This window comes from Paracoccus sp. P2 (genome assembly GCF_046335115.1).
In the GTDB taxonomy this organism is placed as follows: Bacteria; Pseudomonadota; Alphaproteobacteria; order Rhodobacterales; family Rhodobacteraceae; genus Paracoccus; species Paracoccus pantotrophus.
Window position 1 is genome coordinate 56887 of sequence record NZ_JBGOSN010000010.1, and the last position, 25755, is coordinate 82641.

Here is a 25755-nt window from a genome sequence, read left to right on the forward strand (position 1 = left end):
TCGGGGTCTTGTGCCTGCCCCGCATCGCGGGCACTTTGCCAAAAGCCGCCCGGCTTTGGAAGAGAGGAGCGACCATGCCCGCCGTTCATGCGACCGATCCGACCCGCTCGCGCCTTAAAGTTACCGTGACCCGGCGCCTGCCGGAGGCGGTCGAGACCCGGATGTCCGAGCTTTTCGACGTGTCGCTGAACACCGACGACCGCAAGATGAGTCGCGATGAACTGGTCGCCGCCATGCGCGTCTCGGACGTTCTGGTGCCGACGATCACCGACCAGATCGACGCCACCATGCTGGCCCAGGCCGGGGACAGGCTGAAGCTGATCGCCAATTACGGTGCGGGCGTGGACCATATCGACGTGCATTCCGCCCGCCAGCGCGGCATCCTGGTCAGCAACACGCCGGGCGTCGTGACCGAGGATACCGCGGACGTGGTCATGGCGCTGATCCTGGGCGTCACCCGCCGCCTGCCCGAGGGCATGGCCGAGATGCAGGCCGGCCGCTGGCATGGCTGGTCGCCGACCGCGCATCTGGGCGGGCGGCTGGGCGGGCGGCGCCTTGGCATCCTGGGCATGGGCCGCATCGGCCAGGCGGTGGCGCGGCGGGCGAATGTCTTCGGCATGCAGGTGCATTACCATAACCGCCGCCGCCTGCGCCCGGAGGTCGAGGCCGAATTGCAGGCGACCTATTGGGAAAGCCTGGACCAGATGCTGGCGCGCATGGACATCGTTTCGGTGAATGCGCCGCATACGCCCTCGACCTTCCACCTGCTGAACGCGCGGCGGCTGAAGCTGATGAAGCCCTCGGCCGTGGTCATCAACACCTCGCGCGGCGAGGTGATCGACGAGAACGCGCTGACCCGGATGCTGCGCGCGGGCGAGATCGCCGGCGCCGGCCTTGACGTTTTCGAGCATGGGCACGAGATCAACCCGCGGCTGCGCGAGCTGCCCAATGTCGTGCTGCTGCCGCATATGGGCTCGGCCACCATCGAGGGGCGGATCGAGATGGGCGAGAAAGTCATCATCAACATCAAGACCTTTGCCGATGGCCACCGGCCGCCGGACCTGGTGGTGCCCTCGATGCTGTGACGATGCGCCCCGGTTTTCCGGGGCGTTTGCTTTCCCGGACCGCCCGGATGCGCCATGTCGTTTTTTGCCAAGAACATGTCGCCGGGAATGCGGGCCCGGCGCGCGGTTCGGGCTCTAATCGCCACAGGTAGCCCATGCGCGGAATAAGGAGTCGCTTGCGATGAAAACCCATGTGAAGGCCCTGGTGGTCGGAGGCGGCGCCGTCGGCTGCGGCATCGCGCTGCATCTGGCCCGCGCGGGCTGGGAGACGATGCTGGTCGAGCGGGACGAGCTGACGGCGGGCTCGACCTGGCATGCCGCGGGCCTGCTGCCGCTGTTCAACATGGGCTATGCGACCAGCCATATCCACGATTATTCGGTCAAGCTCTATGCCGGGCTCGAGGCCGAGACCGGGCTGAACGCCGGCTTTACCCGCTGCGGCAACCTGCGCATGGCGCAGACCGATGCGCGGATGGACGAATACATGCTCTATTCCGCCACCGCCGAGACGGTGGGCATCGAGCATGAATTCCTGACGCCCCAGCAGATCAAGGACCGCTGGCCGCTGGTCCGCACCGAGGATCTGAAGGGCGCGCTGTTCCATCCGACCGACGGCTATATCAACCCCGCCGACGTGACGCAGGCCATGGCGCGGGCCGCGCGCATGGCCGGCGCCAGCATCGAGCGCAAGATCCAGGTCAACGGCTACCGCTGGACCGGCGAGGAATGGATCGTCACCTGCGAGAAGATGGTCGAAAGGGGCGGCAACCTCGTCCCCTCGGGCGAGCAGTTCGAGATCCGCGCCGAACATGTCGTGACCGCGACCGGCAACCATGCGCAGCGCACCGCGCGGCTGCTGGGCATCAAGATCCCGGCGATCCCGGTCGAGCACCAGTATATCGTGACCGAGCCCGACCCGGCGCTGGTCAAATGGCGCGCCGAGGGCAACCCGGAGCACCCGGTGCTGCGCGATGCGGACGCCAAATGGTATGTGCGCGAGGAACGCGGCGGCTGGATCCTGGGCCCCTATGAGCGCAATGCCCCGGCGCGCTTCCTCTACGACGTGCCGGAAAGCTTCCGCGCCGACCTGTTCCCGCTGGACCTGGAGCGGATCGAAGAGGAATACATGTCGATGATCCACCGGCTTCCCAGTTCGGAAACCGTGGGCCTCAAGGACGATTTCAACGGTCCGATCTGCTACACGCCCGACGGCAACCCGCTGGTCGGCCCGGCGCCCGGCCTGCGCAACATGTGGCTGGCCGAGGGCTTCAGCTTCGGCATCACCGCCGCCGGCGGCACCGGCCATTACCTGGCGCAGATGATGACCGAGGGCGAGGCCGAGATCGACATGGCGAGTCTCGATCCCCGCCGCTTCGGCGGCTGGATGACCACCGAATACGCCGCCCGCAAGAACGAGGAGGCTTACGAGCATGTCTTCGTCCTGCACCACCCGGACGAGGAGCGCGAATCCTGCCGTCCGCTGCGCACCGCGCCCGCCTATGACCGGCAGAAGGAAGCCGGCGCGCAATTCGGCCAGGTGAACGGCTGGGAGCGGCCGAACTATTATGCCCCCGCCGGTTTCGACGACCATGCCAGCCGCAGCTTCCGCCGCGGCGGCTGGTGGCAATATGCCAAGGCCGAGGCCGAGGCGATCCGGGGCGCGGCCGGGCTGATCGACGCCTCGGCCTTCGCCAAGCATCGCGTCCATGGCAAGGGGGCGACGGCCTTCCTCGACTGGTTCACCACCAACAAGCTGCCCAAGGTCGGCCGCATCAACCTGACCTATGCGCTGACCGAGGCCGGCACGACGCGGACCGAATACACCATCGTGCGGCTGGCCGAGGACGACTACTACCTGATTTCGGCCGGGGCCTGGGCGGATTACGACGGCGACCACCTGCGCAAGATGGCCGAGGAGATGGAGGGCGAATTCGGCCAGGTGATCGTGCAGGACGTCACCACGCAATGGGGCGTCTTTGCCCTCGCCGGGCCGAACAGCCGCGCCATCCTCAAGGAGCTGGTGCGCGATGCCGACCCCGAGACGGTGCTGGGCAACAAGCGTTTCCCCTGGCTGTCGATGCGCAATATCGAGCTGGGCATGTGCCCCGTCCGCGCCATCCGCGTCGCCTATACCGGCGAGCTGGGCTGGGAGTTGCATCACCCGATCGAGTTCGGCCGCTACCTCTGGGACCAGCTGGTCGCGGCGGGCGAGAAGCACGGGCTGAAGCTGGTCGGCGCGCGTGCCCAGAACTGGCTGCGCCAGGAGAAATCCTATCGGGCCTTCGGCACCGAACTGGGCCGCGACGCGACGCCGCTCGAGGCCGGGCTGGACCGTTTCGTCGATCTGGACAAGGCGTTCAACGGCAAGCAGGCGATGCTGGCGAAGGGCATCCGCTCGAAATGCGTGACCCTGCTGATCGACGGGCCCGCCGATGCTGATCCCTGGGGGCGCGAGGCGCTTTATGCCCAGGACGGCACCAGGATCGGACGGCTGACCTCGGGCGGCTGGTCCGTGGCCTTTGGCAAGTCCATCGGCATGGGCTATGTCCGCCCCGATCTGGCCCAGCCGGGCACCCGGCTCAAGCTGCGGATGCAGCGGGAGTTGTGGGATGCCGAGGTGACCGAGGACAGCCCCTATGACCCGGAAAACAAGGTGATCCGCGTCGACGGCTGACCTCCTCCCCGGCCGTTGCAGGCGAAGGCCCGGACCGCGTGTCCGGGCCTTTCGGTTCAGCGCAACCCGTTCAGCCGCCGCTCCAGATCGTCGCGCAGCGCCACCCGTTCCTCGGGCGCAAGGAACGCGCCCAGTTCCACCTCGCGCTGGCCGTCGGTCAGGACCAGGTAATCCTCGACCGGGCCGTTCCGGCGCAGGGCGGTGCGCACCCAATAGGGGTTGGTTCGCCAGATGCGGTCCGGCCGTCCGGGATCACTGCGGGTCAGGATCAGGCGGTCGCGGTCAAGCAGCATGACCTCGCGCGCGGTGCCATAGCTGCGCACGATGCCCTGCCACAACCCCCAGACCGCCAGCGCCGCAAAGGGCAGAAGTCCCCATAGCACCTTCGATCCGACCACCGCCAGCAGGGGCAGCGCCAGTCCTGCGGCGGTCAGCCCGATCACCCAGACGAAACCCTGCCGGGACAGCGAGCGGTGAGGCCAGATCTCGAGCCGAAAGCAGACGGCCCCGGATTGCTCCGGGGCCGCGTCGTGCCATGCATAGGGCATCGTTCAATGCGCGGGATTAATGCGCCTGGGCGCGATCCCAGTCCTCGCGCTTGGGCAGCGTCTCGAAGGTATGCTCCGGCGGCGGCGAGGGCAGGGTCCATTCCAGCGTGTCGGCATGCTCGTTCCAGTAGTTCGGCACGTTCACGCGCTTGCCGGCGAAGAGCGTGTAGAACACGATGCCGATGAAGAACAGGAAGGAGGCGAAGGAGATATAGGCGCCGATCGACGAGATGTTGTTCCAGTACGAGAACTCGACCGGGTAGTCGATATAGCGGCGCGGCATGCCCTGGCGGCCCAGGAAGTGCTGCGGGAAGAAGATCAGGTTCGAGCCGATGAACATCATCCAGAAATGCAGCTGGCCCGCCCATTCCGGGTATTGCCGGCCCGACATCTTGCCGATCCAGTAATAGACCCCGGCGAAGATCGCGAAAACCGCGCCCAGCGACATCACGTAGTGGAAATGCGCCACGACGTAATAGGTGTCGTGATAGACCCGGTCCAGCGGCGCCTGGCTCAGCACCACGCCGGTCACGCCGCCGACGGTGAACAGGAACAGGAAGCCGAAGGCCCAGAGCATCGGCGTCTTGAACTCGATCGAGCCGCCCCACATGGTGGCGATCCAGGAAAAGACCTTGATGCCGGTGGGCACCGCGATGGTCATGGTCGCCAGCATGAAATAGGCCTGCTGGGTCAGCGACATGCCGGCGGTATACATGTGATGCGCCCAGACCACGAAGCCCAGGATGCCGATCGCCGCCATGGCCAGCACCATCGGCAGGTAGCCGAAGATCGGCTTGCGCGCGAAGGTCGAGATGACGTGGCTGATGATGCCGAAGCCCGGCAGGATGATGATATAGACCTCGGGATGGCCGAAGAACCACAGGATGTGCTGGTAAAGCACCGGGTCGCCCCCGCCCGCCGGGTCGAAGAACTGGGTGCCGAAGTTGCGGTCCATCAGCAGCATGGTGATGGCGCCCGCCAGCACCGGCAGCGACAGCAGGATCAGCCAGGCGGTGATGAAGACCGACCAGGCAAACAGCGGTACCTTGAACAGCGTCATGCCCGGCGCGCGCATGTTCAGGAAGGTGGTGATGATGTTGATTGCGCCCAGGATCGAGCTGGCGCCCGAGACGTGGACGGCAAAGATCGCCAGGTCCATGGAATAGCCGGCCTCGGTCGTGGAGAGCGGCGGGTAGAGCACCCAGCCGACGCCCGAGCCGGGCTGGTCGTTGCCGCCCGGCGCCAGGAGCGAGGCGACGCCCAGGGCCACGCCGCAGACATACATCCAGTAGCTGAGGTTGTTCAGCCGCGGGAAGGCCATGTCCGGGGCGCCGATATGCAGCGGCATGAAATAGTTGCCGAAACCGCCGAACAGTGCCGGGATCACCACGAAGAACATCATCAGCACCCCGTGATAGGTGATCATGACGTTCCACAGATGCCCGTTGGGCGTGCATTCCGCCGAGGCGTCGGCGATCAGGCGCGCGCCCTCGAGGCACATGTATTGCACGCCGGGATGCTGCAATTCCATCCGCATATAGACGGTGAAGCAGACCGAGATCAGGCCGACGATGCCGGCCGTGAACAGGTAAAGGATCCCGATATCCTTGTGGTTGGTTGACATGAACCAGCGGGTGAAGAACCCGCGGGTGTCATGATGGTCACCGTGGCCGTGAACGGCTGCGTCTGCCATGCGTGGACTCCCTAGACATGCGGCTGGCCGGCCCAAGGGCCAGCGGACTCGCTGGTTTCTAGCCCACAATCCTACCCCTCGCAATGCGAAGAAGGGACTAAAAGTCGCGCCCCCGCGTGGTTTTGTCGCAGGCAGGGGCACGCCGTTTCAGCGGCACGGCGACGCCGCGCATCAATCCGCGGCGTCTTCGGCCGGGGCCGCCTCGGCTCCTGCATCGGGCGAGTTCTGGGCCAGGAAGGCCACCACGTCGGCCTGATTCTTGCCGAGCTTGAAGGTCATCTTGGTCTTGGCGGCCGAATCGCCGGTCTTCTCGATCAGCCAGGGCTTGGGATCGGTGACGTATTCGATCAGGTCGGCCTCGGTCCAGACCAGGTCGGGGTTCTTTTCGGCCACTTCAAGGATGCCGTCGCCGTATTTGAAGCCTTCCTCCGAGGCGATCTTGCGGCCGACGACGCCGTAGAGGTTCGGCCCGGTCTTGCCGCCCTTGACGATGTCGGTGCCGTCCGGTGCCTGGACCATGTGGCAGGCCTTGCACTTGTTGAATTCCTTCTCTCCCTTGGCGGCGTCGCCCTCCTGGGCCACGGCGGGCAGGGCGAGGGACAGGGCGGCGAGAGTGGCACAGATGCTGATCTTCATCGCGTTTCCTCTTGGGTAATCGCTTTTGTCTGGGGAACGGACCTCTCCGCTTCCCGCGCTGACAGGGCTATCACGCGCCAAGCAGCCCGAACACCGGAAAAAGGTCGCAGGAACGCGGAAGGTGAATATGTCGCAGGGTGAAAATCAGCCGCCGAGCGGCGGGAAGTTTCGCGCGAAGCTGCGGCGCAGCGCCAGGTCCAGGTCGTCCATGCCGACCGGCAGGCCCATGTCCACCAGGCTGGTGACGCCGTGGCCCGAGATGCCGCAGGGCACGATGCCGGCGTAATGGCCCAGGTCCGGCTCGACATTGATGGCAAGGCCGTGAAAACTGACCCATTTGCGCAGCTTGACGCCGATGGCGGCGATCTTGTCCTCGCGCATGGAGCCGTCGGGCAGCGGCGCCTTGTCGGGCCGGGCGATCCAGACGCCGACCCGGCCGTCGCGGATCTCGCCCCTCAGGTTGAACTCAGCCAGCGCGTCGATGACCCAGCTCTCCAGCGCCTTGACGAAGGCGCGCACGTCGCGGCCGCGGCGGTTCAGGTCCAGCATGACATAGACGACGCGCTGTCCCGGGCCGTGATAGGTATATTGCCCGCCGCGCCCGGTCTCGTGCACGGGAAAGCGCGCATCGAGCAGGTCGGCGGCCCTGGCCGAGGTGCCGGCGGTGTAAAGCGGCGGATGCTCGACCAGCCAGACCAGCTCGCCCGCCCGGCCATCGGCGATGGCGGCGGCGCGCGCCTCCATGAAGGCTGTGGCCTCGGCATAATCGGTCAGTCCGGGAGCGGTGATCCATTCGGTCATGGCCGGCAGATAGTCCCGGCGCGCGGAGGGTGCAAGGGCGATGCCGGTGGCGCGGTCGCGCCGGGGGCCGTCTGCCCCCGGACCCCCGAGGGTATTTGTGAAACGGAGAAAGCAGGGTGGTCCGAGATCATGAATCCGGTGCAAGATCATTGTGCGGATGTTGAATTTCACTAAATGCCGATCTGCCTATATACAGCCCTTTCGATACAACGCGCGGACCGAACCATGACCCTGCCCCTTTCCCCCGTCTTCGACGCCCTGCGCGCGGCTGCGCGCGACCGTATCCTGATCCTCGACGGTGCGATGGGGACGCAGATCCAGCAGCTTGGCCTGGGCGAGGCGGATTTCGCCGGCCATGGTTCGGGCTGCGCCTGCGGCTGCCATCCGCCTGCGCCGGGCGAGCATCCGCAGCAGGGCAACAACGACCTGCTGAACCTGACCCAGCCCAAGGCGATCGAGGAGATCCATTACCGCTATGCCAAGGCGGGCGCCGATATCGTCGAGACCAACACCTTCTCGTCCACGACTATCGCGCAGGCCGATTACGGCATGGAATCCGCGGTTTACGATCTGAACCTCCACGGCGCCCGCATCGCCCGCCGGGCGCTGGACCGTGCCACCGCCGAGGACGGGCGGCCGCGCTGGGTCGCCGGCGCGCTGGGGCCGACCAATCGCACCGCATCCATCAGTCCGGACGTGAACAATCCCGGCTATCGCGCCGTCACCTTCGACGATCTGCGCATCGCCTATGCCGAGCAGCTGCGCGGGCTGGTCGACGGCGGCGCCGATCTGATCCTGATCGAGACCATCTTCGACACGCTGAACGCCAAGGCCGCGATCTTTGCCTGCGAGGAGGTGTTCGAAGAGAAGGGCCAGCGCCTGCCGGTGATGATCTCGGGCACCATCACCGACCTGTCCGGGCGCACGCTGTCGGGCCAGACCCCGACCGCCTTCTGGTATTCCATGCGCCATGCCGCGCCGATCACCGTGGGCTTGAACTGTGCGCTTGGCGCGGCCGCCATGCGCCCGCACCTGGCCGAGCTGTCCTCGGTCGCCGATACGCTGATCTGCGCCTATCCCAATGCCGGCCTGCCGAACGAGATGGGCCAATACGACGAATCGCCCGAGGAGATGGCGGCGCAGGTTGCCGAATTCGCCCGCGAGGGGCTGGTGAACGTGGTCGGCGGCTGCTGCGGCTCGACGCCCGAGCATATCGCGGCCATCGCCCGCGCCGTCGAGGGCCTGCCGCCGCGCGCGATCCCCGAGATCGAGCCGCGCCTGCGCCTGTCGGGGCTGGAGCCCTTCGTCAAGACCGACGACATCCCCTTCGTCAACGTGGGCGAGCGGACGAACGTCACCGGATCCGCGAAATTCCGCAAGCTGATCACCAACGGCGACTATGCCGCGGCGCTGGACGTGGCCCGCGACCAGGTCGAGAACGGCGCGCAGATCATCGACGTCAACATGGACGAGGGGCTGATCGATTCGAAGCAGGCGATGATCGACTACCTGAACCTGATCGCGGCCGAGCCGGACATCGCCCGCGTGCCGGTGATGGTCGACAGCTCGAAATGGGAGGTGATCGAGGCCGGGCTGAAATGCGTCCAGGGCAAGGCCATCGTGAACTCGATCAGCCTCAAGGAGGGCGAGGCGAGCTTCCTGGCGCAGGCCCGGCTTTGCCGCCGCTACGGCGCCGCGGTGGTGGTGATGGCCTTCGACGAGACCGGCCAGGCCGATACCGAGAACCGCAAGGTCGAGATCTGCGCGCGCGCCTATGACCTGCTGGTGAACACGGTCGGCTTCCCGCCCGAGGACATCATCTTCGACCCGAACATCTTCGCGGTGGCGACCGGGATCGAGGAGCATGACAATTACGGGCTCGATTTCATCGGCGCGACGCGGCGCATCACCCAGTCCCTGCCGCATGTGCATGTCTCGGGCGGGGTCTCGAACCTCAGCTTCAGCTTCCGCGGCAACGAGCCGGTGCGCGAGGCGATGCATGCCGTGTTCCTCTATCACGCCATCCAGGCGGGGATGGACATGGGCATCGTCAATGCCGGCCAGCTGGCGGTCTATGACCAGATCGACCCGGACCTGCGCGGGGCCTGCGAGGACGTGGTGCTGAACCGCAAGCCCGCCAAGGGCGGCACCGCGACCGAGAACATGCTGGAGATCGCCGAGCGGTTCCGCGGCGAAGGCGGGGCGAAGGCGCGCGAAAAGGATCTGACCTGGCGGACATGGCCGGTCGAGAAGCGGCTGGAGCACGCCCTGGTCAATGGCATCACCGAATATATCGACGAGGATACCGAGGAGGCGCGGCTGAGGGCCGAGCGCCCGCTGCACGTGATCGAGGGGCCGCTGATGGCCGGCATGAACGTCGTGGGCGACCTTTTCGGCTCGGGCAAGATGTTCCTGCCGCAGGTGGTGAAATCGGCGCGGGTGATGAAGCAGGCGGTGGCGCATCTGCTGCCCTATATGGAGGCCGAGAAGGCCGCGGCGGGCGGCGCGGGCGGTTCCTCCAGCGCCGGCAAGGTGCTGATGGCGACGGTCAAGGGCGATGTGCACGACATCGGCAAGAACATCGTCGGCGTCGTGCTGGCCTGCAACAATTACGAGATCATCGACCTGGGCGTGATGGTGCCCGCGACCAGGATCCTGGAGACCGCCAAGGCCGAGAAGGTGGACATCATCGGGCTTTCCGGCCTGATCACCCCGTCGCTGGACGAGATGGTGCATGTCGCCAGCGAAATGGAGCGCGAGGGTTTCGACATCCCGCTGCTGATCGGCGGCGCCACCACCTCGCGCGTGCATACCGCGGTCAAGATCCATCCGCGCTATGCCAGGGGGCAGGCGGTCTATGTCACCGACGCGAGCCGCGCGGTGGGGGTGGTCGGCAGCCTGCTCTCGGGCCAGAAAAACGCCTATGTCGAGACCATCCGCAGCGAATACATGGACGTGGCCAACAAGCATGCCAGGGCCGAGGCGGACAAGAAGCGCCTGCCGCTGGCCTCGGCCCGCGACAATGCGTTGCGGATTGACTGGTCGGGCTATCAGGTCAAGGCGCCCGAATTCCTGGGCCCGCGGGTGATCGAGGATTTCGACCTGGCCGAGATTGCCCGCTATATCGACTGGACGCCGTTCTTCCAGACCTGGGAGCTGAAGGGGGTCTATCCGCGCATCCTCGAGGACGAGAAGCAGGGCGCGGTGGCGCGGCAGCTCTTTGCCGACGCGCAGGCCATGCTGCAGCGCATCATCGACGAGCAATGGTTCCGTCCGCGCGCGGTCATCGGCTTCTGGCCGGCGAACCGGGTCGGCGACGACATCCGGCTGTTCACCGGCGAGGACCGGGCGGCGGAACTGGCGACCCTGCATACCCTGCGCCAGCAGGTGAGCAAGCGCGACGGCCGCCCGAACGTGGCACTGGCCGATTTCGTCGCCCCCGAGGGCACCCGCGACTATGTCGGCGGCTTCGTGGTGACAGCGGGCGGCGAGGAGCAGCAGATCGCCGACCGGTTCAAGGCCGCGCATGACGATTTCTCGGCCATCCTGGTGCAGGCGCTGGCCGACCGCTTCGCCGAGGCGCTGGCCGAGATGATGCACGAGCGGGTGCGCAGACAATATTGGGGCTATGCCGAGGAAAACTTCACCCCCGAGGAGCTGGTGGCCGAGCCCTACAAGGGCATCCGCCCGGCGCCCGGCTATCCGGCCCAGCCCGACCACACGGAAAAGGTCACGCTGTTCCGGCTGCTCGACGCCACCACGGCGACCGGGGTCGAGCTGACCGAGTCGATGGCGATGTGGCCCGGCGCCTCGGTCTCGGGCCTTTATATCGGCCATCCCGAGGCCTATTACTTCGGCGTCGCCAAGGTCGAACACGACCAGGTTCTGGACTATGCCGAGCGCAAGGGGATGCCGGTGCGCGAGGTCGAACGCTGGCTGGCGCCGATCCTGAATTACACGCCGCAGGCGGCGGTCGCGGCCGAGTGAAAAGAAACGCGCGGCGGGCGAAAAATGCCCTTTTCATCCGCCGCGCAAGCGTCTATGAGACGCGAGCCTACGAAAGTGCGGTCGTGGCGGAATTGGTAGACGCGCAGCGTTGAGGTCGCTGTTCCTTAACCGGAGTGGAAGTTCGAGTCTTCTCGACCGCACCATTTTCTTTCCCCGAAAATCTGGAAGAAATCGCCCGCGCGCCGCGGCGTTCGACGGCTTGCGGCTGCCGCGACACGGCCTGTCGCCGAAGCGGCGCGGCGGGATCGTCTTGGGCTTTCCTTCCTGCTGCGCCGGCCCTTCTCTCATGCGAAATGATGAGAATTCCGCTTTTGTCACTTCGAGGAAACCTTCCTATCCGCTTGCCGTTAATGGTATTTTTCTCCGGTCTGTCGCGCGCGGAACGGGCCGGCGTCGCTTGAAGAAATGCTGCTGGATACAGGGCAAACTGGCGAGGGATCCGCTTGTATTTAGACAAATTTGACAATAATACGATCTCACTTTTATTGTGAGGTTTCCTGTGATCGGACGTGTTTTTGCGCTTTGCGCAGCCTTTTCATTGGCTGGCTGCGCCACAATTACCCGCGGGACGAAGGACGTGTTGATCGTCAATACGACCCCCGGCGGGGCCCAGGTCAAGCTCAGCGACGGGCAGACCTGCGGGAATACCCCCTGTTCCTTCAAGGTGCCGCGCAAGTCGGAGCTGAACGTGCTGGTCACCAAGGACCGCTGCAAGCCGCAGCAGATCCGCGTGACCAACCGCGTGGCGGGCGGCGGCGGCGCGGCGATGGCCGGCAATGTGCTTGTCGGCGGCATCATCGGCGCGGGCGTCGACGCCTCCTCGGGGGCGATGCTGGAACTGGTGCCCAATCCGGTCAACGTGCAGCTTGAATGCCGCTGAGCCATCGGCTCGGCCGACGCGCGAAGCCCGCCGAATATTGGCGGGCTTTTCCATTGGGGGAATGTCCGTCAAGAACTCTGCTGCGGTAGCCTCTGCTATGGGGAAGGAACCGGACCGTCACCTTCCCGCCAGTGATCCGACGAGAGGCATGATGGCGCCGATGATGAGGCCGCGCACCCATGCTTGCCAGGAGCGAGCGAAGCCGCAGCTTTTCAAATGTGCAGGTCGGATACGCCGACATACTCCCCAAATGCGCGTCGCGAACCTTCGTGGCTGTTCCGGGCCATCACCTGGATCGATCATGGAGTGAGCATAGCTTGCCCCCGGCAGGCCGCAAGGGGCTCAGGCTGACCTTCCGCCCGGTCCGCGGGCTGGCCTTGGCTTGCCAACGATCTCACCACGCATGATGGCCGATCCCGGCAGGTGTCTTTTTCATGCCCCGCGCGCGGGAACGCCCGGCGGGGCGGTCGCCGCAGGCCCGCCCTTGGCGAAACGGCAGGGGAAATTCCCCGGTCCGGGGGGTGCCCCCGCGCGAGGGGCCGGCTTTTCCGGCCGGCCGCGGCGGGTTTGCTGTTCCCTTCGCCGCCCGCTTGCGCCTAGTCTCTGCCCGAAGAAGGGGAGAGTTTCCATGTCCGAGAAATGGGGTTTCGACACCACCGCCATCCATGCAGGCAGCGCGCCCGATCCGGCGACCGGGGCGCGGCAGGTGCCGATCTATCAGACCACGGCCTATGTCTTTCAGGACGCCGCCCATGCCGCGCGGCTCTTTGGCCTGCAGGAGGTCGGCTATATCTATTCCCGCCTGACCAACCCGACCGTCGCGGCGCTACAGGCGCGGGTCGCGGAACTCGAGGGCGGGGCGGGGGCGGTCTGCTGTTCCTCGGGCCACGCGGCGCAGATCATGGCGCTGTTCCCGCTGATGGGGCCGGGGCGCAACATCATCGCCTCGACCCGGCTTTATGGCGGCACCATCACCCAGTTCAGCCAGACCATCAGGCGCTTCGGCTGGTCGTGCAAATTCGTCGACCTGGACGATCTGGATGCGCTGCGCGCCGCCATCGACGACGACACCCGCGCCATTTTCTGCGAATCGATCAGCAATCCGGGCGGCTATGTCACCGATATCCCGGCGGTCGCCAGGGTCGCGGATCAGGCCGGTCTGCCGCTGATCGTCGACAACACCCTGGCCACGCCCTGGCTGTGCAAGCCCATCGAAATGGGCGCGACGCTGGTCGTCCACAGCCTGACCAAATACATGACCGGCAACGGCACGGTGACGGGCGGCGCCATCGTCGATTCGGGCCGGTTCGACTGGTCGGCCTCGGACAAGTTCCCGAGCCTCTCCCAGCCCGAGCCCGCCTATCACGGGTTGAAGTTCCACGAGACCTTCGGCGCGCTGGCCTTCACCTTCCACGGCATCGCCATCGGGCTGCGCGACCTGGGCATGACCATGAACCCGCAGGCCGCGCATTACACGCTGATGGGGATCGAGACGCTGGGCCTGCGCATGGCCCGCCATGTCGAGAACGCGCTTGAGGTCGCGGAATGGCTGGAGGCGGATCCGCGCGTGACCTCGGTCACCTATGCCGGCCTGGCTTCCTCGCCCTGGAACGAAACGGCGCGGCGGGTCTATCCCAGGGGGGCGGGGGCGCTGTTCACCTTTGCGATCAAGGGCGGCTACGACGCGGCGGTGAAGCTGGTGGATAACCTCAAGCTTTTCAGCCATGTGGCGAACCTGGGCGATTCGCGTTCGCTGGTGATCCATTCCGCCTCGACCACGCACAGCCAGCTGACCGACGAGCAGAAGATCGCGGCCGGCGCCGGGCCCGATGTGGTGCGGCTCTCGATCGGGATCGAGGACGCGGCCGACATCATCGCCGACCTGGATCAGGCGCTGGCCGCGGCCACGGCCTGAAGCGAAAGGGCGGCGCATCGCTGCGCCGCCCGTCGGGGGGTCAGTTCGCCGGAGGCTCGACCGGGGGCTCCTCGGGTGCGATTTCACCCTCGGGCTGCCCGCCGCCTTGCGGCGCATCGGCCGGGCGCATGGCGAAGACCGCGGTGACATCGGCGCGGACGGCCAGTTCGCCCGCCTCGATGGGGGTATCGGCCGCTTCGGCCGCCTGGGCGCGCATGGCCATCATCGGGCGCGGCCCGCCGCCCGTCGGCGCCTCGGAAAGCGAGATCAGCCGGCCAAGCCGCATGCCCGCCGCCTCGGCCATCACCTCGGCCCGGCGGCGCGCTTCGGCCACGGCCTCGGTGCGGGCCTGGTCCTCGGCCTCGGTCATGTCCTCGCGCGAAAACGCGATGCCGCTGATCTCGTTGGCGCCCGAGGCGACCAGCTTGTCCAGCACCGCGCCGAGCCCGGCGATGTCGCGCACCCGCACGGTCACGCTGTTTTGCGCGCCATAGCCGGTCAGCTTCGGCGGCTGGCCCTGGTCCGAGTAATCCATGACTGGCGACAGGTTCAGCCCCGAGGTCTGGATGTCGCGCGCCTCGATCCCCTCGGCCTTCAGCGTCTCGATGACCTTGGCCTGCGCCTCGGCATTCTGCGTCATCGCCTCGGCGGCGGTGGCGGCGCGGGTGCTGACGCCCAGGGTGATCGTGGCCATGTCGGGTTGCACCGTGGCATGGCCGGTGCCGGTCACGCTCAGCCTGGCGAAGGGGGCGGCATGTTTCATGGCGTGATGTCCCATCTGCGCGGGCGGAGGCGGCGGCGCGTCGGCCGGGGCGGTCTGGGCTATCAGCGGGCCGGCGCCCAGAACGATCAGCGTCGCGGCAGCCATCAGGGGTCGGAATCGGGGCATCTGGTCTTTACTCCTTGGCGCATCGGGTGCCTTGCCCTTGCGCGGTTGCCTTCACGAGCCCCTATAACGCCGCAAATACGTCTCGGGATGCCTCACAATCCGGTGTTCGGCTTTTCACGGATCGTGTTCTGGGCTAGTTCAGGATCATCAATCACGAAGATGCGTCCGGGCCAGCCCAGGGCGCCCGGAACCGAAAGCAAAGCCTGTCGATGTCGCTTGATTCCGTCACCGAATACGCCCTCTCCTTCAGCGAGGATGCCGTGCATCTGGAACGTCGCGAGCGGGGCCCGCAGGGGCAGGGCGGCGCCGCTCCGGCGGCCTGGCGGCACCTGGGCTCGGTCGATTTCGCCTCGCCGGACTTTCACGACGAGCTTGCGCGCCTGCGCAGCATGGCCACCGGAACCGAGGCGGTGCTGCCCGTCGTCCTGATCATTCCCGACGACCAGATCCTTTACACGACGCTGACCGTCGCGCCCGGCGCGGACCGCGACCATGCGGTGGGGCGCGCGCTGGACGGGCTGACCCCCTATGCGATCGAGGATCTGGCCTTTGACTGGCAGGGCGAGGGCGACAGCGTCCGCGTTGCCGCCGTGGCCCGCCAGACCCTGCGCGAGGCCCGCGATTTCGCCCGGCAATACGGATTCGAAGGACAGGGTTATTGTGCCGCGCCGGCCGCGGGGCTTTATCCGGGCGAGCCGGTCTTCGTGCTGGAAGCCGCTGCGCGCAGCCGGCCGCAGGTCGATCCGGCGCAGGCCGGGGTGACGGCCTCGGCGCTGCTGATCGAGGAAGAACCGGACGCAGCGCAGGACACGCTGGATCTTGACGGCGACGGCGACGAGGCGTTGGAGGATGCAGCCGCGGAAAGCCCCTCCCAGGCCCAGCCCGCGCCGGCGGCCGACGGGGAAGCCGACGTGGCCGAGGAGGTTTCGGCCCCGCCGGCAGAGCCAGAAACCGTGGCGGGATTTTCCGAGGATGCCGAAGTATTCACCGGGAATGACGACGAAAAAACGGAATCATCCCTGATCGGGGCGCCCGATCCCGTCTCGTTTCCCGCGGCCGATGAAAAGGCCGCCACCCCGGAGGAAGGCGATGCCTCGGGAATCGCCGAAGCGGCGGACCCGGACCAGCCGGCGGCTTTCGCGGCCGCGGCTACGGCGCCAGAGGCCGGACCCGGCACACGGTCTGCCGCCGCGCCTCAGGCCGGTGCCGCGCTGAACCCGCGGGCCCGTGCCGTGCATGAACGCGCGGCCGACGCCCGCCGCAGCCCCCGGCCGGCGGGCAGCGCCCCGGCGCAGCCCCGCCGCCCCGGCGAACGCGGCGGCCTTGCCGGGCTGATCGCGATGCTGGGCACGTTGGTCGTCGGGCTGATCCTGATCTGGGCCTTTTTGGTGCCGGATCGGCAGGAGCCGCAGCTTGCGGCCGCCGCACCGGCCACGCAGCCTGCCGCACCGGCCACGCAGCCTGCCGCACCGGCCACGCAGCCTGCCGAACAGGCCCCGGTGCAAATCGCCGAGCCCGCGCCCGCGGCTTCTCAGCCCGCCACCGCCATGACCGAGCCCGATCCTGCGCCGACGCCTGCCTTGGAGCCTGTCGCGGCACCGCAACAGCGCGTGGCGGTCGCACCGGCACCCGCGCCGCCCTCGGCCCTGACCGAGGAGGAGCGGCGCCGCGTCATGGTCGCCGCTGCCGCGGTCGCGGCCGCCGTGGTGCCGCCCCCGGCGCAGGTCACCGCAGCTGCCCCGGCGCCGGAACCCGCCCCCGCGCAGGACAGCACGCAGGACAGCACGACCGCCAGCGTCGCAGCGGCCGCCACGCTGCCCGCCGCGAGATCGGCCCCCGCTGCCGCGCCGGCCCGGCCCGGCCCAGCGGCCGCTCCGCTGACCAGTTCGGCCCGGCCGCAGCTGGCGCCGCGCCGCAGCACGCCGCAAACCACGGTGCCGCGCGCCGATACCGCGCCGCGCGTGCCCTCGGACCCGCTGCCCTATGAGGCCAGCCGGTCCCGCGTCCAACCCGTCGGCAGCGCGCGGCCCCCCGGACGCAGCCGCCCCGCAGCGCCGGCGCCCGCCTCGGCGGCGCCGGTATCGGCCCCCGCCCAGGTCCAGCCCGTCGCCGCGACCGGCAATGCGATGCTGCGCGGTTCGGCCCGGCCGCCGTCGCGCCCCGAGGGCTCGACCCCCGAGGTTCCGGGCGCGGGCCTGCCCGCCGACGACTTGACCCCGGCCGAGCAGGGGCATTTGCGCGACCTTATCCGCGACCTGGGCCGCAATGGGTTGGCGATGCAGCAATCCCCGCTGCGCGGCGAGCGGCTGGCTCAGGCACGGCCGCAGCGCAAGCCCGGCTCGGCCAGCGATGCCGTCAGACCATCGGCCATCGACGCCGCGCTGCGATCGGCGACCACGCCGCCACCGGACAAACCCGACCATGTCGAAAGCGCCGCCGCGCCCGCCCAGGATTCGGGCGGGCTTTTGCGTGGCTCGGCCCGTCCCCGTGCCCGTCCCGGCGCCCCGGCCGGCGGCGGGGTTTCGGGCAATGCGGTCGAGGCGGCCATCTCGGCCGCGGTCGCGGCATCGCCCACCACGCCGGGCGGGGTACAGCTTTCGGCGCTGGCCTCCTCGCCCCTGCCGCCCCGGCGGGGCGAGCGCGCGCCCTCGGCCCCCGACGCCGCGCCGGCGGCGGCCGCAGCCGCCGCTGCCGGACCCAGCGAGGCCGAACTGGCCGCCCGCCGCAAGCTTGACGAGCAGTTGCAGGCCCAGGCCGAGGCGCGCATCCGCGCCCGCGCCGCCGCCGATGCCAAGGCCGAGGCCGAGGCCCGCGCCCAGGCCGAAGCCCGCGCCCGCGCCCAGGCCGAGGCCGAGGAACGGGCCGCGCGTGCCCAACGCCAGGACTACAAGCCGCCCGAGATCGACAACGAGCCCGAGATCGCCACCAATGCCCTGCCCAAGGGTACGACTTCGGCCTCGGTGGCCAAGGCGGCGACGCAGGCGCGCGGCATCGACATGGGCCGCACCACGGTCATCGGCATCATCGGCGCCGGCAAGGCCAGCCGGGCGCTGATCCGGCTGCGCAGCGGCAAGGTGGTGACGGTCCGGCTGGGCGACCGCATCGACGGCGGCACGATCAACTCCATCGGCGACGGACGGCTGACCTATGTCAAGGCGGGCCGCACCCACGAATTGAGGATGCTGGACGGGCGGTGACCAGGGTCCGCTGGCCGGCGCCTTTCCGGGTCGCTTGCCCGGCCCTTGCCCAAGCGGCAGGAGCGGTCCCGCCACGCGAAGGCGGGCGGTGGCCCAGCCTGCGGGATGGTTTCGTGGCTTGGGGACGCATCCTGCGCGCCGCGCCCCGCTGGCCGTTGCGGGAACGCCCGGGCGCCTGTCGGGGCTGGGCGCGGCCATGGCCCCTGCCGGGCCGAAGGCGGGCCGCTTCGCTTGGTGTCCACTGCTTCTGGCGTGATCGTCGCCGTCAACGCGCCGAGAGGCCCCGCGTGATAGCCGTCCAGGCGGTCGCGCACCGCGGCCCGCCCTTGCCGTTGCCGGGACGGGTACGAACCGCCCGCCGGGTCAGCCGTTCCGGCGCAGCACCTGCCCGGCAAGATAAAGCGAGCCGCAGATCAGGATGCGCGCGCCGGGCTGGTCTGCGGCGATGCGGCTGACGGCCGCCAGCGTATCCGGGGCGGTGCCGGCCGCAAGCCCTACCGAGGCTGCGGCCGCGGCAGTATCCTCGGCTGGCAGGGTGTTCGGTTCGCCGGGAATCGCCACGGCGGTCAGGCTTTGCGCGACGCCGGCCAGCGGCCGCATGTAGCCTGCGACATCCTTGGTGTTCAGCATGCCGCAGACGAGATGCACCGGCCGGCGGGGCAGGGCGGCCAGCGTCGCCGCCACCGCCTCGCCACCGGCCGGGTTGTGGCCGCCGTCAAGCCACAATTCGCAGGCCCCCGCCGCCTCGACCAGCGGGCCATGGTTCAGGCGCTGCATGCGCGCGGGCCATTCGACCTCGGTCACTGCGGCGCGGGCCTCGATGCGGCCGAAGCCCAGCTCGCGCAGCGCGGCGATGGCGGTGCCGGCATTCACGATCTGATGCGGGCCGGGCAGGACGGGCAGGGGCAGGTCCATCAGCCCGTGTTCGTCCTGGTAGACCAGGCTGTCGCCCTCGCGCCGGCTGTCCCAGTCCTGCCGGCCGATGCGCAGCGGCGCGAACAGCCGCTCGGCCTTCTGCTCGATCACCTCGCGGGCGACGGCCTCTTGCGGGGCGACGATGCAGGGCACGCGGCGTTTCATGATCCCGGCCTTTTCGCCGGCGATCTCGGCCAGCGTCTCGCCCAGGTATTGCGTATGGTCGATGCTGATGGGGGTGATGACGGTCAGGGCCGGCGCCTCGATCACATTGGTCGCGTCTAGCCGGCCGCCCAGGCCCACTTCCAGCAGCGTGTAATCCGCCGGCGTGCGCGAGAAGGCCAGGAAGGCCGCCGCGGTGGTGATCTCGAAGAAGGTGATCGGCGCGCCGGCGTTCGCGGCCTCGCATTCCTCGAGCGCCGCGGCCAGTTCGGCTTCCGAGATCAGCTCTCCGGCCAGCCGGATGCGTTCGTGGAACTGCGCCAGATGCGGCGAGGTATAGGCATGGACGCGCTTGCCGGCCGATTCCAGCCCGGCGCGGATCATCGCCTGGGTCGAGCCCTTGCCGTTGGTGCCGGCGATATGGACCACCGGCGGGATGTGGCGTTCCGGGTTGCCGAGTGCGGCCAGGATGCGGTGCATCCGGTCCAGCGACAGGTCGATGACCTTGGGATGCAGCTGCATGAGCCGCGCGAGAATGGCGTCGGAGGAGGTCATCGCGATGTCGTCCGGCCTAGGCGGATGGGCTGTCGGCCGGGGTCTCGGCGCGCGGGGCGGCGATGGTGCCGGGTGCGGGCAGGTCGCCCACCACCGGCGCGGGCAGGCCGCCCAGCATGCGCAGGATCGAGACCAGTTCCTCGCGCAGCTTCTTGCGATGCGTCACCCGGTCCAGCATGCCGTGTTCCAGCAGGTATTCGGCGCGCTGGAAGCCCTCGGGCAGCTTTTCGCGGATGGTCTGCTCGATCACGCGCGGGCCGGCGAAGCAGATCAGCGCGTTCGGTTCGGAAATCTGGATGTCGCCCAGCATGGCATAGCTGGCGGTGACGCCGCCGGTGGTCGGATGGGTCAGCACGACGATATAGGGCAGCTTCGCCTCTTTCAGCATCTGCACGGCGACGGTGGTGCGCGGCATCTGCATCAGCGACAGGATGCCCTCCTGCATGCGCGCGCCGCCGGCGGCCGAGAACAGCACCAGGGGCCGCTTCAGCTTCACCGCGCGTTCGGCCGCGGCGATGATGGCGTTGCCGACATACATGCCCATCGAGCCGCCCATGAAGGAAAAGTCCTGCGCGGCGGCGACGATGGGGGTGCGGCCGATCTCGCCCTCGGCGACCAGCATCGCCTCTTTCTCGCCGGTGGATTTCTGCGCGGCCTTCATGCGGTCGGGGTACTTCTTCTGGTCGCGGAAGCCCAGCGGGTCGGCGACCGGCTCGGGCACCTTGACCTCGACGAAGACGCCGCCGTCGAACAGCGCGGCAAAGCGGCTGCGCGGGCTGATCGCTAGGTGATGGTCGCAATTCGTGCAGACGTTCAGGTTGTCCGACAATTCGCGGTGGAACAGCATGGTCCCGCATTCCGGGCATTTGGTCCACAGGTTCTCGGGCACTTCGCGGCGCGAGAACAGCGAATTGATGCGCGGACGGACATAATTGGTGATCCAGTTCATCGGCGGCCCCCTGCGCTGCGTTCAGGGGCTCAGATATGCAAAGCGGTGCCGAATTGCAATTCCGCGCTGTCCGGGCTTTCATGGCGGCATGTGGACCGAAGCCCTTGTGTTCATGCATTACGCAGCTGCGCTGGCCGTTTCGGTGCGCGTGCTGCTGCGCCCGCGGCTTGAGCCGACGGTCCGGCTGTCCTGGATCCTGGTGATCGAACTGGTGCCGCTGGTCGGCATCCTGGCCTATGTGCTGTTCGGCGAGATCCGCATGCGCGGCGCCGAGGTCGAGACCATGGCCAATGTCCGCTCGCGCCTGTCGGGCCTGTGGCAGCCCAGCCCCGAGGAACTGAAGGTCCTGCCCGATTTCGCCGAGCCGGTCATCAAGGCGAATCACGCCACGACCGGCTTTGCCGCCGTGGCCGGCAACCGCGCCGCGCTGCTGCCCGAGGACGACAGCGCCATCGCCGCGCTGGTCGAGGCGATCGACGGCGCGAACGAACATGTCCACATGCTGTTCTATATCTGGCTCGACGATGCCTCGGGCCGGGCCGTGGCCGAGGCGGCGATCCGCGCCGCGGGGCGTGGCGTCAAGGTGCGGGCGATCATCGACGCCTTCGGCTCGCGCGCCTTCGGCCGCTCGGATGCCTGGGCGCAGATGAAGGCGGCGGGGGTCGAATGCGTCGAGGCGCTGCCGCTGAGCATCCCGGTGATCGGCGGCCTCTTTCAGCGTATGGACCTGCGCAATCACCGCAAGATCGTGGTGATCGACCATGTGCTGGGCTTTACCGGCAGCCGCAACTGCTCGGACCGGGCCTTTGCCGTCAAACCGCGCTATGCGCCCTGGATCGATGTTTTCCTGGCCATCGAGGGGCCGGTGGTGCGGCAGATGCAGGCGGTCTTCCTGCAGGACTGGATGAGCTATACCGGCGAAGACCTGGGCGAGATGCTGCGCATGACCCGTCCCGTCACCGCGCCGGGCGAGGTGGCGCAGGTCGTCGCCACCGGCCCGGACGAGCGCCAGGGCTCGCTGTCGGATTGCATGGTGACGATGATCCATGCCGCGCGCGAGCGGCTGGTGATCACCACGCCCTATTACGTGCCCGACGCCTCGCTCGATTCGGCGATCCGCACCGCGGCGCGGCGGGGCGTGGACGTGACCGTGATCCTGCCCGAGCGCAATGATTCGCTGGTGGTGCAGGCCACCTCCGAAGGGTTCTATTACGGGCTGGTCTCGGCCGGGGTGAGGCTGATGCTGTTCAGGGACGGCCTGCTGCATTCCAAGATCATCACCGTGGACGGGCGCATGGCGATGCTGGGCAGCGCCAACATGGACCGTCGCAGCTTCGAGCTGAACTACGAGATGAACATGCTGTTCCTGGGCGGCGATGTCACCGAGCGGCTGGATGAACGCCAGCAGGGCTATATCGACCGCGCCCGCCCGATCCACCTGGACGAGATCCGCGGCTGGTCGATCCGGCGGCGGCTGCGCAACAACCTTCTGGCGCTGGCGGCGCCGATCCTGTGACGGAGGAAGCGATGACGGACCGCAGCAAGGACAAGATCGTGGAGGGCGCGCCGGCGCTGTTGCCGGACGAATTGCGCAGGGCGCTGGCCGACCTGCCCGACTGGCGCCTGGCCGAGGACGGCAAGTCGATCTGCCGCGAATGGCGCTTCAAGAACTTCAGGCGGGCGGCGCAGCTGGCCAACCTGGCCGCCTGGCAGGCCGAGGCAGCCGGGCACCATCCCGACATCGCCTTTGGCTGGGGCCATGCCCGCGTCACCTATGCCACCCATTCGGCCGGCGGCGTGACGATGAACGACCTGATCATGGCCGCCCGGCTGGATACCGCCCTGGGCTAGGCACGAGCGCCAGCCCCTTGCTCCGCGGGCGGGCTGGGCCTATCCAGAATCCAGCCGGAGGATGCAGCCATGAAGAACAGCCGTTTCGACAAGTCGACCCTGCCCAGTCGCCATGTGACCGAAGGGCCGGCCCGCGCGCCGCATCGCAGCTATTTCTATGCCATGGGCATCTCGGAGGAAGAGATCCATTCCCCCTGGGTCGGCGTGGCGACCTGCTGGAACGAGGCCGCGCCCTGCAACATCGCGCTGGCCCGGCAGGCACAATCGGTCAAGCAGGGCGTCAAGAAGGGCGGCGGCTGCCCGCGCGAGTTCACCACCATCACCGTCACCGACGGCATCGCCATGGGGCATGAGGGGATGCGCTCGAGCCTGGCCTCGCGCGATGCCATCGCCGACACGGTCGAGCTGACCATGCGCGGGCATTGCTATGACGCGCTGGTCGGGCTTGCCGGCTGCGACAAGTCGTTGCCGGGCATGATGATGGCCATGGTGCGGCTGAACGTGCCCAGCGTCTTCATCTATGGTGGCTCGATCCTGCCGGGCAAGCTCAACGGCCGCGACGTGGTGGTGCAGGACGTGTTCGAGGCGGTGGGCCAGCACGCGGCCGGCAACATGTCCGATGCCGAGCTGGAGATCCTGGAGCGCGTGGCCTGCCCCTCGGCCGGGGCCTGCGGCGGGCAATATACCGCCAACACCATGGCCTGCGTCAGCGAGGCCATCGGGCTGGCGCTGATGAACAGCTCGGGTGCGCCGGCGCCCTATGAATCGCGCGACCAATACGGGCTGGCCTCGGGCGAGGCGGTGATGGCCCTGATCGAAAAGAACATCCGCGCCCGCGACGTGGTGACGCGCAAGTCGCTGGAAAACGCGGCGCGGGTGGTGGCTTGCACCGGCGGCTCCACCAATGCCGGGCTGCACCTGCCCGCCATCGCGCATGAGGCGGGAATCCCCTTCGACCTGTTCGACGTCTGCGACATCTTTCGCGACACGCCCTATTTCGTGAACCTGCGCCCCGGCGGCGAATACGTCGCCAAGGATCTGTTCGAGGCCGGCGGCGTGCCGGTGGTCATGCGCGAGCTGCGCCGCGCCGGGCTGATCCACGAGGATTGCCTGACTGCCTCGGGCCGCAGCATCGGCGAGGAGCTGGATCTGGTGGACCGCGACATCGACGGCAAGGTCATCCATCCGGTGACGGCGCCGCTGTCCAGGACCGGCGGCGTGGTCGGGCTGCGCGGCAACCTGGCACCCGACGGCGCCATCGTGAAGGTCGCGGGCATGGCGCCCGAACACCAGGTCTTTACCGGCCCCGCCCGCGTCTTCGAATGCGAGGAAGAGGCGTTCGAGGCCGTCACCCGCCGCGATTACAGCGAGGGCTGCGTGATCGTCATCCGCAACGAGGGCCCGGCCGGCGGCCCCGGCATGCGCGAGATGCTGGCGACCACCGCGGCGCTTTCGGGGCAGGGCATGGGCAAGAAGGTGGCGCTGATCACCGACGGGCGGTTTTCGGGTGCGACGCGCGGCTTCTGCGTCGGCCATGTCGGCCCCGAGGCGGCGCATGGCGGCCCCATCGCCCTGCTCTGCGACGGCGACATGATCACCATCGACGCGATCCGGGGCGAGATCTCCGTGGCGCTGAGCGACGAGGAGCTGGCGCGGCGCCGTGCCGCATGGGCCGGGCCGCGCAAGACGGATTATGCCTCGGGCGCGCTGTGGAAATACGCCCAGCTGGTCGGCAAGGCCCGCTACGGCGCCGTGACCCATCCGGGTGCGGCCGCCGAAACCCACGTCTACATGGATCAGTAACAGGCGGACGCATGGCAATACGCCCTGGTAAATGGTTTGAACGCAAGACCCGGGAACGGGCGGCACGGCAATGGACGGCGCTGGCCGGAAGGGTCGAGAGGCTGCACCCCGCCCGCCTGAGCCGTCTGCGCGACGAGGCGCGGGAATTGCGTGGCAGCCTCGATCGTTTCCTGATCGGCGCCGATCGCCACGCGTCGCGTTCGCGCGCGGCGCTGGACGCGCTGCACCTGCCCGGCGGCACCGACTGGCGCTGGCGCCCCGGCTTCATGGCCGGGCAGGTCTCGCCCCGCGGGCTGGCCGGGCCCGAGAGCGGGGATCGGCTGGGCGAGGGGGCGGCGGTCTGGCACGACTGCCCCGAAAGCGCGCTGATCCTGCAACAGCTGGCCAATGACGGCGCGACCGACCTGTCGCCCTTTGGCATGCGGCTCGAGGTGTTCGGCTTTGCCGGCAGTTTCCTGTCGCTGTCCATCGACCTGCCCGAAAGCGCGTTGCAGGGTCTGACCCGCAGCCATATCCTGCGGCTGGAAACCGGTATCTTCGCCGAGCGCGCGCTGGGGGTTTATGCGCGGCTCAACATCGGCCATGGCCCGAACACCGACCAGGCCACGCTGCAATTGCGCCGCTTCGAGGCAGGCCATTACAGTCGGCAGGTGACCGAGTTCGACCTTGCCTATATTCCGATGAACGAAAAGCGGCTGGAAAAGATCTGGCTGGACCTGATCTTCGAGGCGCCGCGCATGAACGCGGTCGAGATCCGCGAGCTGTTCTTCTCGCGCCATCTGCGAGCCCAGTTCTGACCCGATGCTGACCAAGGATGTTTTTAATGAGTGAATTTGAATCCCTGGGGCTGAAAAGCGGGATCTGGCAGGGGGTGATCCACCGTGACGCCCAGCCGGGCCGGCTGGTGCTGGTGCATATGGGCAGCCGCGTGGCCGAAGCCCGCCTGGCCGCCGAAGCCCCCGGCCGCTGGCGCGTCGCCGCCGCGATCCCGGCCGAGCGGCTGTCGGAGGGCGCGCAAAGCTTCCTTCTGCTCGAGGATGGGGGCGCCGAGGGCGAGCCGCCCCGGCCCGGTGCCCGCCGCCTGGCCAGCCTGACGCTGGTTGCGGGCGAGATCCTGGACGGCGACCTGCATGCCGAGCTGAGCCTGATGCGCAGCGAACTGGAACTGCTCAAGAAAGAGCTGCGCCGGCTGGCAGCCGAGCCGGCCTGAAGGCC

Annotated in this window: 18 protein-coding genes and 1 tRNA gene; 12 read left to right on the plus strand and 7 right to left on the minus strand. The window is 68.2% G+C overall.

Features of this window, described 5'->3' with window-relative positions:
- Positions 1-74 precede the first annotated feature (74 nt).
- Positions 75-1085: a 2-hydroxyacid dehydrogenase gene (locus ACDP63_RS08715; protein ID WP_024845556.1), complete on the plus strand. Its 1011-nt coding sequence runs from the start codon at positions 75-77 to the stop codon at positions 1083-1085.
- A gap of 160 nt (positions 1086-1245) precedes the next feature.
- Positions 1246-3738 (plus strand): FAD-dependent oxidoreductase, encoded by a 2493-nt coding sequence (locus ACDP63_RS08720; protein ID WP_024845557.1) that lies wholly within the window; start codon positions 1246-1248, stop codon positions 3736-3738.
- A gap of 56 nt (positions 3739-3794) precedes the next feature.
- On the opposite strand, the gene ACDP63_RS08725 is transcribed toward ACDP63_RS08720, so the two are convergent.
- The 4 genes from ACDP63_RS08725 to lipB all read right to left on the minus strand — a co-directional run bounded on the left by ACDP63_RS08725 (position 3795) and on the right by lipB (position 7416).
- Positions 3795-4286, minus strand: coding sequence for a DUF2244 domain-containing protein (locus ACDP63_RS08725; RefSeq protein WP_024845558.1), 492 nt, complete (start codon positions 4284-4286; stop codon positions 3795-3797).
- Positions 4287-4302: 16 nt separating this feature from the next.
- Positions 4303-5979, minus strand: coding sequence for a cytochrome c oxidase subunit I (gene ctaD / locus ACDP63_RS08730; protein ID WP_074990786.1), 1677 nt, complete (start codon positions 5977-5979; stop codon positions 4303-4305).
- Positions 5980-6150: 171 nt separating this feature from the next.
- Entirely contained in the window at positions 6151-6615 is a 465-nt protein-coding gene (locus tag ACDP63_RS08735; RefSeq protein ID WP_024845583.1) for a c-type cytochrome, read from the minus strand.
- A gap of 144 nt (positions 6616-6759) precedes the next feature.
- Positions 6760-7416, minus strand: coding sequence for a lipoyl(octanoyl) transferase LipB (gene lipB / locus ACDP63_RS08740; protein ID WP_024845584.1), 657 nt, complete (start codon positions 7414-7416; stop codon positions 6760-6762).
- Positions 7417-7641: 225 nt separating this feature from the next.
- Here lipB and metH point away from each other — a divergent pair, with 225 nt between their 5' ends.
- The 4 genes from metH to ACDP63_RS08760 all read left to right on the plus strand — a co-directional run bounded on the left by metH (position 7642) and on the right by ACDP63_RS08760 (position 14219).
- On the plus strand, positions 7642-11403 hold the full coding sequence (gene metH, locus ACDP63_RS08745) for a methionine synthase (protein WP_409927903.1): 3762 nt from the start codon (positions 7642-7644) through the stop codon (positions 11401-11403).
- Positions 11404-11480: 77 nt separating this feature from the next.
- Positions 11481-11567 (plus strand) — tRNA-Leu (locus tag ACDP63_RS08750).
- Between the two features lie 437 nt (positions 11568-12004).
- On the plus strand, positions 12005-12304 hold the full coding sequence (locus ACDP63_RS08755) for a translation initiation factor 2 (protein ID WP_374327593.1): 300 nt from the start codon (positions 12005-12007) through the stop codon (positions 12302-12304).
- Positions 12305-12932: 628 nt separating this feature from the next.
- A complete protein-coding gene (locus ACDP63_RS08760) occupies positions 12933-14219 on the plus strand; it encodes an O-acetylhomoserine aminocarboxypropyltransferase/cysteine synthase family protein (protein ID WP_024845587.1) in 1287 nt (428 codons plus the stop codon).
- 40 nt (positions 14220-14259) lie between these two features.
- Here the strand turns inward: ACDP63_RS08760 and ACDP63_RS08765 are convergent, their stop codons facing one another.
- The gene (locus ACDP63_RS08765; protein WP_024845588.1) at positions 14260-15108 is read right to left on the minus strand and encodes an SIMPL domain-containing protein; all 849 of its coding nucleotides are present in this window, start codon (positions 15106-15108) and stop codon (positions 14260-14262) included.
- Between the two features lie 209 nt (positions 15109-15317).
- Between ACDP63_RS08765 and ACDP63_RS08770 the strand changes: the two genes are divergently transcribed.
- On the plus strand, positions 15318-18305 hold the full coding sequence (locus ACDP63_RS08770; RefSeq protein WP_074990789.1) for a hypothetical protein: 2988 nt from the start codon (positions 15318-15320) through the stop codon (positions 18303-18305).
- A 363-nt stretch (positions 18306-18668) separates the two neighbouring features.
- Here the strand turns inward: ACDP63_RS08770 and ACDP63_RS08775 are convergent, their stop codons facing one another.
- Both ACDP63_RS08775 and accD read right to left on the minus strand, forming a co-directional pair.
- On the minus strand, positions 18669-19937 hold the full coding sequence (locus ACDP63_RS08775; protein WP_409927904.1) for a bifunctional folylpolyglutamate synthase/dihydrofolate synthase: 1269 nt from the start codon (positions 19935-19937) through the stop codon (positions 18669-18671).
- 16 nt (positions 19938-19953) lie between these two features.
- Positions 19954-20886: an acetyl-CoA carboxylase, carboxyltransferase subunit beta gene (gene accD, locus ACDP63_RS08780; protein ID WP_024845591.1), complete on the minus strand. Its 933-nt coding sequence runs from the start codon at positions 20884-20886 to the stop codon at positions 19954-19956.
- Between the two features lie 88 nt (positions 20887-20974).
- Here accD and cls point away from each other — a divergent pair, with 88 nt between their 5' ends.
- From cls to ACDP63_RS08805, 5 genes are all read left to right on the plus strand, one after another.
- Positions 20975-22402: a cardiolipin synthase gene (gene cls, locus ACDP63_RS08785; RefSeq protein WP_024845592.1), complete on the plus strand. Its 1428-nt coding sequence runs from the start codon at positions 20975-20977 to the stop codon at positions 22400-22402.
- An 11-nt stretch (positions 22403-22413) separates the two neighbouring features.
- A complete protein-coding gene (locus tag ACDP63_RS08790; RefSeq protein WP_024845593.1) occupies positions 22414-22737 on the plus strand; it encodes a 4a-hydroxytetrahydrobiopterin dehydratase in 324 nt (107 codons plus the stop codon).
- Between the two features lie 69 nt (positions 22738-22806).
- Positions 22807-24540, plus strand: coding sequence for a dihydroxy-acid dehydratase (gene ilvD, locus ACDP63_RS08795; RefSeq protein ID WP_024845594.1), 1734 nt, complete (start codon positions 22807-22809; stop codon positions 24538-24540).
- A gap of 11 nt (positions 24541-24551) precedes the next feature.
- Positions 24552-25337 (plus strand): DUF6478 family protein, encoded by a 786-nt coding sequence (locus ACDP63_RS08800; protein WP_024845595.1) that lies wholly within the window; start codon positions 24552-24554, stop codon positions 25335-25337.
- Positions 25338-25363: 26 nt separating this feature from the next.
- The gene (locus ACDP63_RS08805; RefSeq protein WP_024845596.1) at positions 25364-25750 is read left to right on the plus strand and encodes a hypothetical protein; all 387 of its coding nucleotides are present in this window, start codon (positions 25364-25366) and stop codon (positions 25748-25750) included.
- Positions 25751-25755 lie beyond the last annotated feature (5 nt).

Bases quoted from the DNA above. Each gene is read 5' to 3' on its own strand.
- ACDP63_RS08715 (WP_024845556.1), top strand. From the start codon at position 75: ATGCCCGCCGTTCATGCGACCGATCCGACCCGCTCGCGCCTTAAAGTT.
- ACDP63_RS08720 (WP_024845557.1), top strand. From the start codon at position 1,246: ATGAAAACCCATGTGAAGGCCCTGGTGGTCGGAGGCGGCGCCGTCGGC.
- ACDP63_RS08725 (WP_024845558.1), bottom strand. From the start codon at position 4,286: ATGCCCTATGCATGGCACGACGCGGCCCCGGAGCAATCCGGGGCCGTC.
- ctaD (WP_074990786.1), bottom strand. From the start codon at position 5,979: ATGGCAGACGCAGCCGTTCACGGCCACGGTGACCATCATGACACCCGC.
- ACDP63_RS08735 (WP_024845583.1), bottom strand. From the start codon at position 6,615: ATGAAGATCAGCATCTGTGCCACTCTCGCCGCCCTGTCCCTCGCCCTG.
- lipB (WP_024845584.1), bottom strand. From the start codon at position 7,416: ATGACCGAATGGATCACCGCTCCCGGACTGACCGATTATGCCGAGGCC.
- metH (WP_409927903.1), top strand. From the start codon at position 7,642: ATGACCCTGCCCCTTTCCCCCGTCTTCGACGCCCTGCGCGCGGCTGCG.
- ACDP63_RS08760 (WP_024845587.1), top strand. From the start codon at position 12,933: ATGTCCGAGAAATGGGGTTTCGACACCACCGCCATCCATGCAGGCAGC.
- ACDP63_RS08765 (WP_024845588.1), bottom strand. From the start codon at position 15,108: ATGCCCCGATTCCGACCCCTGATGGCTGCCGCGACGCTGATCGTTCTG.
- ACDP63_RS08770 (WP_074990789.1), top strand. From the start codon at position 15,318: ATGTCGCTTGATTCCGTCACCGAATACGCCCTCTCCTTCAGCGAGGAT.
- ACDP63_RS08775 (WP_409927904.1), bottom strand. From the start codon at position 19,937: ATGACCTCCTCCGACGCCATTCTCGCGCGGCTCATGCAGCTGCATCCC.
- accD (WP_024845591.1), bottom strand. From the start codon at position 20,886: ATGAACTGGATCACCAATTATGTCCGTCCGCGCATCAATTCGCTGTTC.
- cls (WP_024845592.1), top strand. From the start codon at position 20,975: ATGTGGACCGAAGCCCTTGTGTTCATGCATTACGCAGCTGCGCTGGCC.
- ACDP63_RS08790 (WP_024845593.1), top strand. From the start codon at position 22,414: ATGACGGACCGCAGCAAGGACAAGATCGTGGAGGGCGCGCCGGCGCTG.
- ilvD (WP_024845594.1), top strand. From the start codon at position 22,807: ATGAAGAACAGCCGTTTCGACAAGTCGACCCTGCCCAGTCGCCATGTG.
- ACDP63_RS08800 (WP_024845595.1), top strand. From the start codon at position 24,552: ATGGCAATACGCCCTGGTAAATGGTTTGAACGCAAGACCCGGGAACGG.
- ACDP63_RS08805 (WP_024845596.1), top strand. From the start codon at position 25,364: ATGAGTGAATTTGAATCCCTGGGGCTGAAAAGCGGGATCTGGCAGGGG.